This window comes from Kribbella rubisoli (assembly GCF_004217145.1).
GTDB lineage: Bacteria > Actinomycetota > Actinomycetes > Propionibacteriales > Kribbellaceae > Kribbella > Kribbella rubisoli.
Genome location: NZ_SHKR01000016.1, coordinates 483,657 through 497,264, shown reverse-complemented (window position 1 = coordinate 497,264; position 13,608 = coordinate 483,657). Strand labels below are relative to the sequence as shown.

17 protein-coding genes are annotated in these 13,608 nt (G+C 68.2%); 11 read left to right on the top strand and 6 right to left on the bottom strand.

Annotated elements, in window-relative coordinates; genetic code table 11:
* Positions 1-41: 41 nt before the first annotated feature.
* The 6 genes from EV645_RS35035 to EV645_RS35010 all read left to right on the top strand — a co-directional run bounded on the left by EV645_RS35035 (position 42) and on the right by EV645_RS35010 (position 4,576).
* On the top strand, positions 42-1,235 hold the full coding sequence (locus tag EV645_RS35035) for a phosphoglycerate kinase (RefSeq protein WP_130448354.1): 1,194 nt from the start codon (positions 42-44) through the stop codon (positions 1,233-1,235).
* A 5-nt stretch (positions 1,236-1,240) separates the two neighbouring features.
* A complete protein-coding gene (gene tpiA / locus EV645_RS35030) occupies positions 1,241-2,047 on the top strand; it encodes a triose-phosphate isomerase (RefSeq protein ID WP_130448353.1) in 807 nt (268 codons plus the stop codon).
* The gene (gene secG, locus EV645_RS35025; RefSeq protein ID WP_130448352.1) at positions 2,044-2,277 is read left to right on the top strand and encodes a preprotein translocase subunit SecG; all 234 of its coding nucleotides are present in this window, start codon (positions 2,044-2,046) and stop codon (positions 2,275-2,277) included. Before tpiA ends, secG begins: the two co-directional genes overlap by 4 nt.
* Before the next feature lie 13 nt (positions 2,278-2,290).
* Positions 2,291-2,650 carry an RNA polymerase-binding protein RbpA gene (locus EV645_RS35020; protein WP_130385522.1) on the top strand — a complete coding sequence of 120 codons (360 nt, stop codon included), beginning with the start codon at positions 2,291-2,293 and terminating at the stop codon, positions 2,648-2,650.
* 89 nt (positions 2,651-2,739) lie between these two features.
* The gene (locus EV645_RS35015) at positions 2,740-3,711 is read left to right on the top strand and encodes an SMP-30/gluconolactonase/LRE family protein (RefSeq protein WP_130448351.1); all 972 of its coding nucleotides are present in this window, start codon (positions 2,740-2,742) and stop codon (positions 3,709-3,711) included.
* A 10-nt stretch (positions 3,712-3,721) separates the two neighbouring features.
* Complete coding sequence (locus EV645_RS35010; protein WP_130448350.1) at positions 3,722-4,576, top strand: LLM class flavin-dependent oxidoreductase; 855 nt, start codon at positions 3,722-3,724, stop codon at positions 4,574-4,576.
* Here the strand turns inward: EV645_RS35010 and EV645_RS35005 are convergent.
* Entirely contained in the window at positions 4,557-5,045 is a 489-nt protein-coding gene (locus EV645_RS35005; RefSeq protein ID WP_130448349.1) for a DUF6328 family protein, read from the bottom strand. The genes EV645_RS35010 and EV645_RS35005 overlap by 20 nt on opposite strands.
* Before the next feature lie 76 nt (positions 5,046-5,121).
* On the bottom strand, positions 5,122-5,331 hold the full coding sequence (locus EV645_RS35000; protein ID WP_130385526.1) for a cold-shock protein: 210 nt from the start codon (positions 5,329-5,331) through the stop codon (positions 5,122-5,124).
* Positions 5,332-5,744: 413 nt separating this feature from the next.
* Between EV645_RS35000 and EV645_RS34995 the strand changes: the two genes are divergently transcribed.
* On the top strand, positions 5,745-6,038 hold the full coding sequence (locus EV645_RS34995) for a protealysin inhibitor emfourin (RefSeq protein WP_130448348.1): 294 nt from the start codon (positions 5,745-5,747) through the stop codon (positions 6,036-6,038).
* On the opposite strand, the gene EV645_RS34990 is transcribed toward EV645_RS34995, so the two are convergent.
* Both EV645_RS34990 and EV645_RS34985 read right to left on the bottom strand, forming a co-directional pair.
* A complete protein-coding gene (locus tag EV645_RS34990) occupies positions 6,035-7,489 on the bottom strand; it encodes a beta-N-acetylhexosaminidase (protein ID WP_130448347.1) in 1,455 nt (484 codons plus the stop codon). The genes EV645_RS34995 and EV645_RS34990 overlap by 4 nt on opposite strands.
* Before the next feature lie 75 nt (positions 7,490-7,564).
* Positions 7,565-8,764, bottom strand: coding sequence for an MFS transporter (locus EV645_RS34985; protein ID WP_157997231.1), 1,200 nt, complete (start codon positions 8,762-8,764; stop codon positions 7,565-7,567).
* Between the two features lie 51 nt (positions 8,765-8,815).
* Here EV645_RS34985 and EV645_RS34980 point away from each other — a divergent pair, with 51 nt between their 5' ends.
* Positions 8,816-9,478: a CGNR zinc finger domain-containing protein gene (locus EV645_RS34980; protein WP_130448345.1), complete on the top strand. Its 663-nt coding sequence runs from the start codon at positions 8,816-8,818 to the stop codon at positions 9,476-9,478.
* Positions 9,479-9,659: 181 nt separating this feature from the next.
* The gene (locus EV645_RS34975) at positions 9,660-10,076 is read left to right on the top strand and encodes a VOC family protein (RefSeq protein WP_130448344.1); all 417 of its coding nucleotides are present in this window, start codon (positions 9,660-9,662) and stop codon (positions 10,074-10,076) included.
* Positions 10,077-10,120: 44 nt separating this feature from the next.
* Here EV645_RS34975 and EV645_RS34970 read toward each other — a convergent pair whose 3' ends face one another.
* Entirely contained in the window at positions 10,121-10,867 is a 747-nt protein-coding gene (locus EV645_RS34970) for a phytanoyl-CoA dioxygenase family protein (protein WP_130448343.1), read from the bottom strand.
* Positions 10,868-10,937: 70 nt separating this feature from the next.
* On the opposite strand from EV645_RS34970, the gene EV645_RS34965 reads away from it, so the two are divergent.
* Positions 10,938-11,756, top strand: coding sequence for a helix-turn-helix transcriptional regulator (locus EV645_RS34965; protein WP_130448342.1), 819 nt, complete (start codon positions 10,938-10,940; stop codon positions 11,754-11,756).
* Here the strand turns inward: EV645_RS34965 and EV645_RS34960 are convergent.
* Positions 11,753-12,598, bottom strand: coding sequence for a DinB family protein (locus EV645_RS34960; RefSeq protein WP_130448341.1), 846 nt, complete (start codon positions 12,596-12,598; stop codon positions 11,753-11,755). The two genes, EV645_RS34965 and EV645_RS34960, sit on opposite strands and share 4 nt — an antisense overlap.
* A gap of 63 nt (positions 12,599-12,661) precedes the next feature.
* On the opposite strand from EV645_RS34960, the gene EV645_RS34955 reads away from it, so the two are divergent.
* Positions 12,662-13,603: a helix-turn-helix transcriptional regulator gene (locus EV645_RS34955; protein WP_242000850.1), complete on the top strand. Its 942-nt coding sequence runs from the start codon at positions 12,662-12,664 to the stop codon at positions 13,601-13,603.
* Positions 13,604-13,608 lie beyond the last annotated feature (5 nt).

Genomic DNA, 13,608 nt, shown 5'->3' with positions numbered 1-13,608 from the left:
CTTCTTCGGACGCAAGCTCGTTCACCCGAGAAAGCTGAACTGTGAAGACCATCGAAGATCTCGGCGACCTGGCGGGCCAGCGGGTGCTGGTCCGGTCCGACCTGAACGTGCCGATCAAGGACGAGGTGATCGGCGACGACGGCCGGATCCGCGCCTCGCTGCCGACCCTGATCAAGCTCGCCAAGGCCGGCGCGAAGGTGATCGTCACCGCGCACCTCGGCCGTCCGAAGGGCGAGCCCAACCCGGCGTACACGCTGGCCCCGGTGGCCAAGCGGCTTGGTGAGCTGCTGCAGCCCGAGGGCATCACCGTGCACTTCGCGACCGACGTCACCGGCGAGAGCGCCCAGGAAGCGGTCCAGGAGCTGGACGAGGGCGAGGTTCTGCTGCTCGAGAACGTGCGGTACGACCCGCGCGAGGAGAGCAAGGACGAGGCGCAGCGCGGCGAGCTGGCCGACGAGCTGGCGGCGCTGGCCGACGTTTTCGTCAGCGACGGCTTCGGTGTCGTGCACCGCAAGCAGGCCAGCGTGTACGACGTGGCCCGCAAGCTCCCGCACGCGGCCGGCGGCCTGGTGCTCGCCGAGGTCGAGGTGCTGAAGAAGCTGACCGAGGACCCGGCCCGTCCGTACGTCGTCGTGCTGGGCGGCGCGAAGGTGTCGGACAAGCTCGCGGTGATCGACAACCTGCTGGCCAAGGCCGACAAGCTGCTGATCGGCGGCGCCATGGTCTTCACGTTCCTGAAGGCGCAGGGCCACGAGGTCGGCAAGAGCCTGCTCGAGGAAGACCAGCTGGACATCGTCCGCGGTTACCTGAAGGACGCCGGCGACAAGATCGTGCTGCCGACCGACATCGTGGTCGCGCCCGAGTTCAAGGGCGACTCGCCGGCCACCGTGGTCGCGGCCGACGCGATCCCGGCCGACCAGCTCGGCCTGGACATCGGTCCGGACTCCGGCAAGGCGTTCGCGGCCGAGGTCGCCGGCGCGAAGACCGTGTTCTGGAACGGTCCGATGGGTGTCTTCGAGATGGCCGCGTTCGCGGGCGGAACGAAGGCCGTCGCGCAGGCGTTGACCGAGGTGGACGGCCTGAGTGTCGTCGGCGGCGGTGACTCCGCGGCCGCCGTACGCCAGCTAGGCTTCGCCGACGATGCGTTCGGCCACATCTCCACCGGTGGCGGCGCATCCCTCGAGTACCTGGAGGGCAAGGAGCTCCCGGGACTCGCCGTACTGGAAGAGGGCTGAGCACCATGGCAGACGATGCCCGTACGCCGTTGATGGCGGGCAACTGGAAGATGAACCTCAACCACGTCGAGGCCGTGCACCTGCTGCAGAAGCTGTCGTGGACGCTGCAGGACAAGAAGCACGACTTCGAGCGGGTCGAGGTGGCCGTGCTGCCGCCGTTCACCGACATCCGCAGCGTGCAGACGCTGGTCGACGGCGACCGGATGAAGATCAAGTACGGCGCCCAGGACGTGTCCACGCACGACGCCGGCGCGTACACCGGCGAGATCTCGGCGGCGATGCTCACCAAGCTCGGCTGCACGTACGTGCTGACCGGCCACTCCGAGCGCCGGCAGTACCACCACGAGACCGACGAGCTGGTCAACGCCAAGACCGCGAAGGCGCTCGAGGCCGGGCTGATCCCGATCGTGTGCGTCGGCGAGGGCCTGGAGATCCGCCAGGCCAACGGTCACGTCGACCACTGCGTGGGTCAGATCGACGCCGCGCTGGCCGGACTCAAGCAGGACGACGTCCGCAAGCTCGTCATCGCCTACGAGCCGGTCTGGGCGATCGGCACCGGCGAGGTGGCGACCCCGGAGGACGCACAGGAGGTCATCGCTGCGATCCGGGGCCGGATCGAGGAGTCGATCTCACCCTCGGTCGCCGACTCGGTACGGATTCTTTACGGTGGATCGGTGAAGATGGCCAGTGCAGGTGGCATCATGGCCCAACCGGATGTCGACGGCTGCCTGGTCGGAGGTGCGAGCCTTCAGGCGGACGAGTTCGCCGGCATCTGCCGTTACCTGGACCTTCAGTTAGGCTACTCCTCGTGATTCTCGCTTTCTCGATCGTCGTGATCGTCTGCAGCCTGTTCCTCACGCTGCTCGTACTGCTGCACAAAGGCCGCGGCGGCGGCCTCTCGGACCTGTTCGGTGGCGGTGTGTCGTCCAGCCTGGGCGGCTCGTCGGTCGCGGAGCGGAACCTGGACCGGATCACGATCGGTGTCGGTCTGATCTGGTTCGCCAGCATCGTCGCGGTCGGCCTGCTCTACAAGCTCGGCTGAGGGGTCGGTTCCCGTGGCTGGTGGTGGCAGTGCGATTCGTGGCAGCCGGGTCGGTGCCGGGCCGATGGGCGAGGCGGAGCGCGGCGACACCGCGCCCCGGCAGCGCATCGTGTTCTTCTGTGCGAACGGGCATGAGACCGCGACCTGGTTCGCGGTCGAGGCCTCGATCCCGGAGGAGTGGGACTGTCCGCGGTGCGGTCTTCCGACCAGCACCGATGTGAACAACCCGCCCCCGCCGCCGAAGATCGAGCCTTACAAGACGCACCTGGCCTATGTGAAGGAGCGCCGCTCCGAGCAGGAGGCCCAGGAGATCCTCGACGAAGCGCTGGAGAAGCTGCGCGCCCGTCGTGCCCGCGGCGAGGTCATCTTCTAAGCAGTACTGCGTTCAGCCCGGATCGACCAAGTCGATCCGGGCTGTGGCGTTCTGTGAGTGGATCGGCGCAGCGCGCTAGGGTCTGCGGCATGACGTCGATCGCGCCGCTGCGCTGGACCCCGCCGCCCGCTCCGCCGGTGCGGCACCCGAACAACATCGACGTGGACGTTGTTGCCTTGCCCGGTGCGGGTCCCGAGGACACGCTGATCGACGACGACGGCAGCGTCCTCACCGGCCTGTACGACGGCCGCATCCTGCGCGTCAGCGCGGACGGCAAGACCATCAGCACGCTCGCCGACACCGGCGGCCGGCCGCTCGGCCTGGAGTGGCTGCCGGACGGCAAGGTCCTGATCTGCGACGCGAACCGCGGCCTGCTGACCCTCGACAAGGACAATCGGATCGCGACGCTGCTGTCCGATATCGACGGCCGCCCGATGCGGTTCTGCAACAACGCCGACGTCACCGAGGACGGCACGATCTACTTCACCGACTCGTCGACCCGGTTCGGCATCGACGAGTGGATGGCCGACCTGCTCGAGCATTCCACCACCGGCAGCGTCTACCGCCGTACGCCGGACGGCGAGGTCACCCGCTTGGCGACCGGCCGCGCCTTCCCGAACGGCGTGGCGCTCAGCAGCGATCGCCGTACGCTCTTCTGGGCCGAGACCGCGACGTACGGGCTGTACAAGCTCGATCTGACGACCGAGGGCGCCGAGCCCGTGCAGATCGCGTCGATCCCGGGGCTGCCGGACAACATCGCGCGCGGGTCGGACGGGCTGATCTGGGTCGCGGTCGGTTCGCCGCGCAACGCCGTACTCGATTTCCTGCTGCCCAAGCCGCCGGTCCTCCGCAAGATCGTCTGGGCGCTCCCGGACGCGCTGAAGCCGAAGGCCGCGGACATCATCGAGATCCAGGCGTACGACGAGAACGGCGAGCTGGTCCACGACCTGCGTGCGAAGCATCCGGGTTTCCACATGCCGACCGGCGTCCGCGAGCGCGACGGGAAGGTCTGGCTGGGCAGCATCGGCACCAGTTCTCTGGCCACGTTCCCGACGCCCTAGGCTGGCGCTCATGCGTTTCGGGATTGCGATCCTGCCGGAGTACCGCTGGCAGGACGCCGCACGGCGGTGGCGGCAGGCGGACGAGTACGGCTTCGACCACGCGTGGACCTACGACCACCTGACCTGGAGCGGTCTGCAGGACTCACCGTGGTTCGGGACGACGCCGACTTTGACGGCGGCAGCGACGGTGACCTCGAGGATCAAGCTCGGCACGTTCGTGACCTCGCCGAACTTCCGGCACCCGTTGGCGTTGACTCGCGACATCCTCGCGATCGACGACGTCTCCGACGGACGTTTCCTGTGCGGGATCGGCGCCGGCGGCAGCCTGGACGCGACCATCCAGGGCGGCCCGGACCTCACTCCGCGGCAGCGCCAGGACCGGTACGAGGAGTTCGTGACGCTCCTGGACACCCTGCTGACAACCGATGGCGTCGACTTCAAGGGCGAGTACTACGAGACGCGCAACGGCCGCACGCTACCCGGCTGCGTCCAGCAACCGCGGGTCCCGCTCATCCTGGCCGGCAACGGCCCGCGCTCGGTCCGCTTCGCCGCGAAACACGGCGACGGCTGGATGACGACCGGCGGCGACAAGACGAGCCTCGACACCTGGTTCGCGTCCCTCACCGACCTGAGCCACCGCCTCGACGACCTCCTCGAAGGCCGCCACCTCGACCGCTACCTGTCGATGGACAGCGCGCAGTACGCCGTCTCGAGCCCGGCAGCCTTCGAGGAGATCGCCGCCCGAGCAGCCGCCCTCGGCTTCACCGACCTCATCACCCACTGGCCACGCGCAGAGGGCGTCTACAGCGGCTCCGAGGACGTCCTGGCACAGATCGCGACCGAGGTCATTCCTCGTCTCCGTTAGTACGCCGGACCCACGCGGGGACGACGTACCAGAACAGGGCGAACAGCACCAGGACGACGGCGGTGACGATGATCGCGACGGGGCGGGAGAGTACGACGTCCGCGGCGAGCAGGACGCCGCCGGCGATGGCGACGACCAGGAAGAGCATGCCGGCGATGGCCATCCGGTTGGCGATCGGGAGCATGCGGTCGCGGAGCTTCTGCCGGTAGACGATCCGGTGGAACGACACCGGCGCGAGGAACAGGCCGACGGCCAGTGCGGACGCGATCAGCGTCACGGCGTACACGTCGTGGGTGAAGCTGTCCGCGTCCTGGAAGCGGTTCTGGAACGCGATGCTGAGCAGGAACGCGAACAGGATCTGCGTGCCGGTCTGGGCCAGCCGGAGTTCTTGGAGCAGTTCGTTCCATTGCCGGTCGAGCCGTTCTCCCGCGTCTTCGTCGGGCCGGCCGTAGCGTGGGCGCTCAGTCACAGTTCCTATTACAGCGGAAGAGCCGCACACCGAATGGTGTGCGGCTCCTCTACTGGTTCACGAAAGGGTGATCAGATCAAGATCCGATCGCGCGGATGTTCTCCGCCTGCAGCCCCTTCTGGCCCTGGGTGATCTCGAACTCGACCCGCTGGTTCTCGTCCAGCGAGCGGAAGCCCGACATCTGGATGGCCGAGTAGTGCGCGAACACGTCCGCGCCACCGTCATCCGGGGTGATGAAGCCGAAGCCCTTGTCAGCGTTGAACCACTTGACAGTACCGACAGCCATTTGTCTATCTCCTCGATGGCTTATAACAATCCGTGAACCACACCTCATGGATCACGCGTCGCCGAAAGGCCCCAGACGACAGACCGGCCATGCAGCACAGCAAAGTCAGGGAGTCCAAAACTGCAACGCCATAACTGTAGCCGTTCTGCGGCGTGATGGTAGGGGTGACCACAAACACGTGTCGCTGATTGTCAGGGCCCGTTACGCTGCGTGGTCACCTCGATGCGGCCTCGCGAGGGCCGCTCCGGAGCCCGAAATCCTGCGCCTACCTGCTGGTTCGCGGCGGCGGACGGGTGCGGCACGATGGCAACGAAGGACAAATGACCGGTACGCCGGGTAGCGGACGCATTTTTCTGATCGTTCGTCCCGGCGTGTCGCGCGGGCATGAACAGGTACTGCGAGAGGAGGCAAGCGTGATCGTGACAGTGACCCGCAGCGGAGGTTTCGCCGGGCTGACCAAGCACGGTGAGTTGGACACCAGCGACCAGCCCGACGCGACCAAGCTCGAGGACGCGGTCCGGGCCCTCGGCGCGAAGGACCTGGGCTCCGGCCGGCCGCAGCCCGACCGGTACGTGTACCGGCTGGAGGTGCGCGACGCCCAGAACGAGGACGCCACGCACCAAGCCATCCACACCATCCACACAGTGGCCGAGCAGGACGTGGACGCCACCACGGCGTGGCTGCTCGACCGGATCCTCAGCGCTTAACGCCAGTCGATCTCCGGCGCCCGGTAGAAGTTGACCCCGAGCACCTCCCAGCGCGGACCCTGCTCGGCCAGACGGTCGCGGTACGCCGTCCAGTCGAGCGCGGACTCCTGCGACCAGCCGAGCTCGGCGATGCCGGGCAGCCGCGGGAAGACCATGTACTCGACCTTCTCCAGGTCGTCCAGCGTCTCCGTCCACAGCGGCGCCTCGACGCCGATGATCGCGTTCGCCGGTACGTCGGGGACCAGCGTGGCCGGGTTCCAGCTGTAGGACTGTTCCACGCTGACCAGACCGGCCCAGTCGAGTCCGAGCGGCGTCTCAGCGTCGTACTTCATGTCCAGGTATGCCCGGTTGGCGGGGGAGAGCACCAGCGTCGCGCCCTGCTCGACCGCCTTCTTCGCCAGCACCTGAGCCTTCGGGTCCTCGGTGCCCCAGTACTGCACGACAGAGCCGGCCGGCAGCGGCCCGTCGGCGACCTCGTGCCACCCCATCACGAGCTTGCCGTTCTTCACGACCAGCTCGGTCGCCTTCGCCACGAACGTCAAGTAGTCGCTGTGCTCGGTCGAGTGTGCTTCGTCTCCGCCGAGGTGCAGGAAGTCACCGGGCGTCTGCTCGGCCACCTCCCGGAACACGTCGTCGAGGAACGCGTACGTGACCTCCTTGTCGATGGCGAAGGAGCTGAAGCCGACCTCGGTCTCGGTGTAGAGGTCCGGCGCCTGGTCGCCCTTGTTCAGCTCGGCGTACGACGCCAGCGCCGCGTTCGTGTGGCCTGGGGTGTCGATCTCCGGCACGACGGTGATGTAGTGCTCCGCGGCGTACTGGACTAGGTCGGCGTACTCCGCCTTCGTGTAGTAGCCGCCCGCGCCGCCGCCCACCTGCAGGCTGCCGCCGTACTCCGTGAGCCGCGGCCAGGAGTCCACCTGGATGCGCCAGCCCTGGTCGTCGGACAGGTGCAGGTGCAGCCGGTTGAGCTTGTACTGCGACACCAGGTCGATGAACTTCTTCACCTGGTCGACGGTGAAGAAGTGCCGGGTGACGTCGAGCATGACCCCGCGGTACTCGTACCGCGGGGAGTCGGAGATCGTCGTACCCGCGATCTCCCACGGGCCTTCCTGAACGGTGTCGGCCTCGGCCTTGGCGGGCAGGAGCTGGCGGAGCGTGGTGACGCCGCGGAACAGGCCCTCGGCGGTGGATGCGGTGACGGTGACGCCGGACGCGTCCGCGCGGAGCTCGTAGCCTTCAGTGCCCAAGGACTCCGGGCCGTTGGTGGACAGCGTGATCGTGCCGGTGCCTTCCTGGACCGGCAGGGCGTATCCGGTGGAGCGACGGAGCTGAGCTGCGAACCGGTCAGCGATCAGCTGGGCGGTGGGGTCGAGGAGGCCGATCGTGGCGTCGGCCTCCAGCAAGAACGTCTCATCGGCCAGCACCTGCTGCGCCGTAGGCTGCGGGATCATGACCGAAAGTGTTCGCGCCGCCCAATAATTCGTCAAGACCCTTTAAAAATTCCTGACGAGAGCCGTCACGACGCTTCAGGCCGGCTCTTCGCACACCCGGTGAGCATCTGGCCGCGGAGCTGGCTTTCGGGCCAGCAGCGGCTCGCTCAGGACGACCAGCGCCGCGGTTGCCAGGAGCAGGCCGCCTACGAGGGCCACGCTGCGGACCGTGGTGTTGTCGATGAGGAGGCCGCCTATGAAGGCGCCTGCGGCGATGCCGAGGTTGTAGGCCGAGTTGGTGCCGGCGGAGGCGAGCGAGGTGTTCATCGGCGCGACCACGAGCGTCCTGCTCTGCAGCGCGACGGCCATGGAGCTGTAAGCCAGTCCGCCCACGGCGATCAGGATCACCGTCGGCACCTGCCACCGTCCGACCGCAGCCAGACCGAGCAGGACGGCAGCGAGCAGTACGAGCGCCTGCACCAGCACGCCCCACGGATGACGGTCGAGCAGTCGACCTACGAGCACAGCTCCGGCTACACCGCCGAGTCCGCTGGCCAGGAGGATCGGCCCGAGAGCGTTGGAGCCGAAGCCGCTGATGTCCAGCAGGAACGGCGTGACGTAGGTGTTGAACGTCATGAAGCCGGTGACCCCGATCGCCGCGGTAACCACCACAGCGACGTAACGCCGTGAGTCGGGTGCGCTGCCGCGTCGGGCTATGCCGTCCGGGCCCTCGACATGGGGGAGTAGGAGCATGGTGGCCGCGCACAGCCCGGCACCCAGTGCTGCCGTTGCGACGAACGGGACCCGCCAGCTGCTGTGCTCACCGATCCAGGTGCCGATCGGCACGCCGAGAACCGACGCCAGAGCCGCTCCGATCGAGATGCGGGCCACAGCGCGCCCGCGGAACTCCTCCGGGACCAGACTGGTCGCAATCGAGGGAGCAATCGACCAGAACAGCGCCTGCGACAGTGCAGTGACCAGTCTGGCGCCGAAGAGCACCTCGTACGTCGGTGCCGCTGCGGCCAGCAGGTTGGCGACGGCCACGACCGCGAGTGTGCTGCCCAGAACGGTCCGCCGTGGCAGTCGCCCGGTGACGCGGGTCAGCGGGATGGACGTGAGGACCACGACCACGGCGTACCCGCTGACCAGGAGGCCTATCTGGGAGCGGGATCGCTGCAGGTCGTCGGCCATCACGGTCAGCAGGCCGATCGGCAGAACTTCGATCGTCACATAGGTGAACGTGCCGACGGAGAGCATCAGCAGGGCCGCCGCGGCCCGGCGTGGTGAGATGGGCATGATCTCTCCTTTGATTCCAGTAAAACTCCGTATGGAGGTAGCATCGCAGACATGTCCGACAGTTTTCGCGTCGTGGGCGGACACCCTGCCCTCGATCTGGTGAACACGGTCACCCCGCGGGTGCGCGGCGGCTCGATCGAGCATGACTACCTCACCTCGCCGGCCGAGCTGCTCGACTGGAGTCGCCGGATCGAGCTGATCGATCTGCGCGATTACAGCGCCGTCGAGGGCACCTGGCGATCGTCTCCGGAGTTGGCCGAGAAGGCGCTCGGGGCGACGCTGGAGATCCGCGAGGCGGCGTACGACGTGCTGGCGCCGCACGCGGCCGGCGCAGTCGTCGCGACGGACGGGGTCAAGCGCAGCAAGGGATCCGCCTTCGAGCGCTTGATGTTGCGCTGGTCCGCGGCGGCCGCGCGTTCCATGCTGATCCCTGATGCCCAGCGAGAACGTGGCATCGCCGAGCTGGTCGTCGGTACGTCACCGGCACAGCTGATCCCGGACCGCCTGGTGGTGGCGGCGGTCGAGCTGATCCGGACGGTCGAGCTGCGGCAGTTGCGGGCCTGTCCGGTCGACGACGGCGGCTGCGGCTGGCTGTTCCTGGACCGCAGCCGGAACGGCTCCCGCCGTTGGTGCGCGATGGAGGACTGCGGGACCCGGGCCAAGATCCGCAAGCTGGGGGAGCGTCGGCGCGCTACCGCCGTACCGCAGTCTTAGCGGTAGCGAGAGCGAACCTTCACTGTCAGCGATCGGCTCACTGGTCGAGAACGCGTGTCGAAAGGTGCGAATTGTCCCCCGGACCTGTCATCGTAGGCGGCCGGGCCTTCCGACCAGAGGGACCTGGCCGGGCCTGCCCCAGACTCGGAAGCAGGCTGACGCAACAGAATGTGGAGGACAGATGACGCAGGTGGCAGAGCAGCCGGGCAGTACTGCCGGGCGGCTCGGCTCGGTGGTGCTGGATTGCCCGGACCCACTCGAGCTCGCCCAGTTCTACTCAGCGCTGCTGGGGCTGGACATCGACGAGAACGGTGACGACGACTGGCGGAGCCTGACCGGCCCCGGCACGTTGCTTGAGTTCTCGACGCTGGCCTTCCGGCGCTCGGAGCAGTACGTGCCGGCCACCTGGCCCGGCACCGACGCGCAAGATCTCCATCTCGACCTGATCGTCGAGGACCTCTCGAGCGGTCACGCGACCGTGGTCGCCCTCGGCGCCGAGCCGCTCGATCCGTTGGACCCGCCGCCCGCGGAGAACGCGCGTGGCTGGCGGATCTACGCCGACCCGGCGGGCCACCCGTTCCGGATCTGCCTCGAATAGCTGGTCGAGAAAGCCCGCCCCGGCCGGGGCGGGCTTTCGCATGTTCAGACCCAGGCGCTGCTGCCGGTGAACGGGAAGTGCCGCCCCTCGACGTACGACGGCCGCGGCTGGTAGCTGTTCACCCCCGGCTCACCACGCAGGTGGAACGCACTCGGGTACGGCGACTCCGGGTCGGTGATCCGCGTCGACGTCGGGATGTAGCGGATCGTCAGCCCGCAGCGCCGGTTCGGCGACGTGTTCGCGTTGCTGCCGTGGACGATGTTCGGGTGGTGGACCTCGACGTCGCCGGGCGCGAGCACCATGTCGACCGCCTGCGCTTCGTCCACCTCGACCGCGATCTCCATGCCGAGCACGCTCTCGACGTCGGTGTTCTCGCGGATCTCGGCCACGTCGGACCGGTGGCTGCCCGGGACGACCCGGACGCACCCGTTCTCAGGTGTCGAGTGGTCGACGGCCAGCCACAGGGTCACGACCTCCATCGGATCCAGCGGCCAGAACGCGGCGTCCTGATGCCACAGCACCGGCTGTCCGGAGTACGGCGGCTTGGAGATGTAGTGGGAGGCGAACAGTGCGATGTCCGGCCCGACGAACCGCTGGGCGATGTCGACGAGCCGGTCGTCGCTCACCAGCCGGACCCAGAACGGATCGTCGCGCAGGTACACGTGCCCCAGTTGCTCGGGCCGTACGTCGGGATGCCGGGCCTGCAGCCATTCGACATGATCGTTCACTTCCTTGATCAGCTCTTGGTCGATGACGTCGCGGAAGATGACGTAGCCGTCTGTTTCGAACATGCTTCCAGCGTGCGGTTGCGGGGTTCCGGCGTACTAGCAATGGGCTGACGAGAATTTGTACTGTGTTGAGGTGACACACGTGCTGCGGTTCGAGGCGCACGCGTTCGGGCGGCCGTACCACGCGGCGCGGGTGCGGATCCCGGCCCGCTCACGCGACACCGAGCTGCACACCCACGCGGACTTCCACGAGTTCATGGGCGTCGTGTCCGGGAGCGGTGAACACCTGCTGACCACCGGCGTCGAACAGCTTCGTCCGGGCGATGTGGTGCTGGTCCGGCCGAGCGACCGGCACGCGGTCCGCGGCTCGGCGCCCGACGGACTCGAGTTCGTCAACGTCGCCTTCCCGAGCTCGATCTGGCAGGGCTTCCTCGACCTGACCCGCACCGCCACCTGGTCGTCCCGCGGACCGATCACCTTCCACCAACCGCCCGCGATCGCTGTCTTCGAACGGGCCCTGGCCCGCTTCCAGGACAACCCGAGTTCCTACGATCTCGTGCGCTTCTGGATCGATCTGATGGAACTGCTCGCACCAGCCGACGCCGCGGCGCCCGGCGTACCCGACTGGCTGGCGAGAGCATGTACTGCGATGCGCGCCGAGCAGAACCTCCGCGGCGGCGTACCCCGGCTGCTCGAACTCGCCGGCGTCAGCCCTGCCCACCTGTCCCGGTCTATGCGCGCCGCGTACGGCGTCACGCCGACCGCCTTCGTCACCGACCTCCGCCTCGAACACGCCGCATCTTTGCTAGCGGCAACCAACACCTCGATCGCCGCTATCGCCACCCGCTGCGGCTTCACCAGCCAGTCGTACTTCACCCGCACCTTCACCGCGGCCCACGAGCTCCCGCCCCGCGACTTCCGCCGCCGCTCGCAGCGCGCATTCGTGCCCTAGAGCGACTCCAGGTAGGCGACGGCCTCCGCCTGCTCGCCCCACTTGGCCCAGCCGAGTGCGTCGGCGTGAAACTTCGGATCGGTAGCGGTCAGGTCCGCGCCATGCTCGACGAGGAATCGGAGCGCGTCCAGCGCTCCGCTCCCCGCGGCCAGATGCGCGGCGGTGGCGCCGTCCTTGGTCCGCTCGTTGATGCCGAAGCCCATGCCGGCGAGCCGAAGTACGACCTCCCACCGCTGCGCCACAGCCGCTTCGGCCAGCAGCGCCGGCTGCTCGGTCGGTCTGACCTCGCCGGCGAGGGCGGCGGCGAACGGGTCCTCGGTGTGCGTGTCGCGGTAGAAGTCGCGGACCGTGCCGACTTCCGCACCGTGGTGGATCAGCTCGTCCAGGATGTGCAGCGCGAACGACGTGCCGTCGTGTTCGGCGTACATCCCCGCGGGCTCGCCCATCGGGCGGTCGAGGACGTCCTGGCTGAGCGCGGCGAGGCGTCGGCGCCAGACGTCGTACGCATGATCCAGGGCGGTCAGAGCGTCCGCCGCGGAACCCGGCACGGGCGGCGGGCCGTCAGCCGGGTCGACCTGGCTGCCGAACCAGGTGGCGGTGCGGTCCTCCTGCAGGATGTCGATGATGTGGGTGATCCGCCAGGCCAGCGTGGTGAACGGCTCCGGTTCCGGCGGGATCTTCGTGCGTTCGAGCACGAGACCCGAGTCGGACGTCCGGATCGACCAGCAGCCGTCGAACGGTTCCCAGAGGTATTCCTCGTCGGTCAGGCCCTCCACCCGGTTCCGCAGCCGCTGCCAGGCGAAGTCGGACAGGTCCAGGAGATTCTGCGAAAGCGTCGTCATGTCGCTACCGTAGGACGACCTGCGGACAGGATCGGTCCGCAGGTCGGGGCAGAATGGAAATTGATGGATACCGCAGCCCGCTTGCTCCGCCTGCTGTCACTGCTCCAGTCGCGCCCGCAGTGGGAGGGCACGGAGCTGGCGGCCAGGCTCGACGTCACGCCGCGGACCGTACGCCGGGATGTCACGCGCCTCAGGTCGCTCGGGTACCCGGTCGAGGCCGAGGCCGGGATCGGCGGCGGCTACCGCCTCGGTCCCGGCGGCCGGCTGCCGCCGCTGCTGCTCGAGGACGAGGAGGCTGTGGCGATCGCGGTCGGCCTGCGCGTCGCGACGACCACGACCGTGTCAGGCGTCGAGGAGGCTGCGGTATCGGCGCTGGCCAAGCTTCATCAGGTCCTGCCGGCACGGTTGCAGGAGCAGGTCGCTGCCATCAGCGCGCACACCACGCAGCTGCCGCAGGGGGAGCTGCCGCAGGTCGACGGCGAGGTGCTGGTCACGCTGGCCGCCGGCTGCCGTCACATCGAAGGGATCCGGTTCCGCTACCGGACGCATGACGGAAGCGAGTCCGAGCGCAGCGTCGAGCCACTCCAGATTGTGCACACCGGCCGCCGCTGGTACCTCGTCGCGCGCGACCGCGATCGGCAGGCCTGGCGTACCTTCCGCGTCGACCGCATCAGCGAGCCTGCACTGACCGGCTCGCGTTATCGGTTCGAGGACCCGCCCGATCCGGTCGCACTAGTTGCCGAGGGCACCGGAGTGGCGCCGTGGGACATCGTCGCCCGGGTCCGCGTACAGGCCGACGCCGCGACGGTCGCCCGGCTGATTCCGCCGAGCCAAGGCGTGGTCGATCCCATCGACGAGAACACCTGCGAGGTCCGCTTCGCCGCGAACGACCTGGGACCCCTCGTATCAGGGGTCATCCGCCTCTACTGGCCGTTCGAGATCCTCGAACCACCCGAACTCCGCACGGCCGTCCACGACCACGCCCGCCGCTTGCTCGACTCCTAGCCGCT

Coding starts and splice junctions, on each gene's coding strand:
- EV645_RS35015 (WP_130448351.1), top strand. CDS start 2,740: ATGACGTCGATCGCGCCGCTGCGCTGGACCCCGCCGCCCGCTCCGCCG.
- EV645_RS35000 (WP_130385526.1), bottom strand. CDS start 5,331: ATGGCTGTCGGTACTGTCAAGTGGTTCAACGCTGACAAGGGCTTCGGC.
- EV645_RS35010 (WP_130448350.1), top strand. CDS start 3,722: ATGCGTTTCGGGATTGCGATCCTGCCGGAGTACCGCTGGCAGGACGCC.
- tpiA (WP_130448353.1), top strand. CDS start 1,241: ATGGCAGACGATGCCCGTACGCCGTTGATGGCGGGCAACTGGAAGATG.
- EV645_RS34990 (WP_130448347.1), bottom strand. CDS start 7,489: ATGATCCCGCAGCCTACGGCGCAGCAGGTGCTGGCCGATGAGACGTTC.
- EV645_RS34955 (WP_242000850.1), top strand. CDS start 12,662: ATGGATACCGCAGCCCGCTTGCTCCGCCTGCTGTCACTGCTCCAGTCG.
- EV645_RS34960 (WP_130448341.1), bottom strand. CDS start 12,598: ATGACGACGCTTTCGCAGAATCTCCTGGACCTGTCCGACTTCGCCTGG.
- EV645_RS34985 (WP_157997231.1), bottom strand. CDS start 8,764: ATGCCCATCTCACCACGCCGGGCCGCGGCGGCCCTGCTGATGCTCTCC.
- EV645_RS34970 (WP_130448343.1), bottom strand. CDS start 10,867: ATGTTCGAAACAGACGGCTACGTCATCTTCCGCGACGTCATCGACCAA.
- EV645_RS34975 (WP_130448344.1), top strand. CDS start 9,660: ATGACGCAGGTGGCAGAGCAGCCGGGCAGTACTGCCGGGCGGCTCGGC.
- EV645_RS34980 (WP_130448345.1), top strand. CDS start 8,816: ATGTCCGACAGTTTTCGCGTCGTGGGCGGACACCCTGCCCTCGATCTG.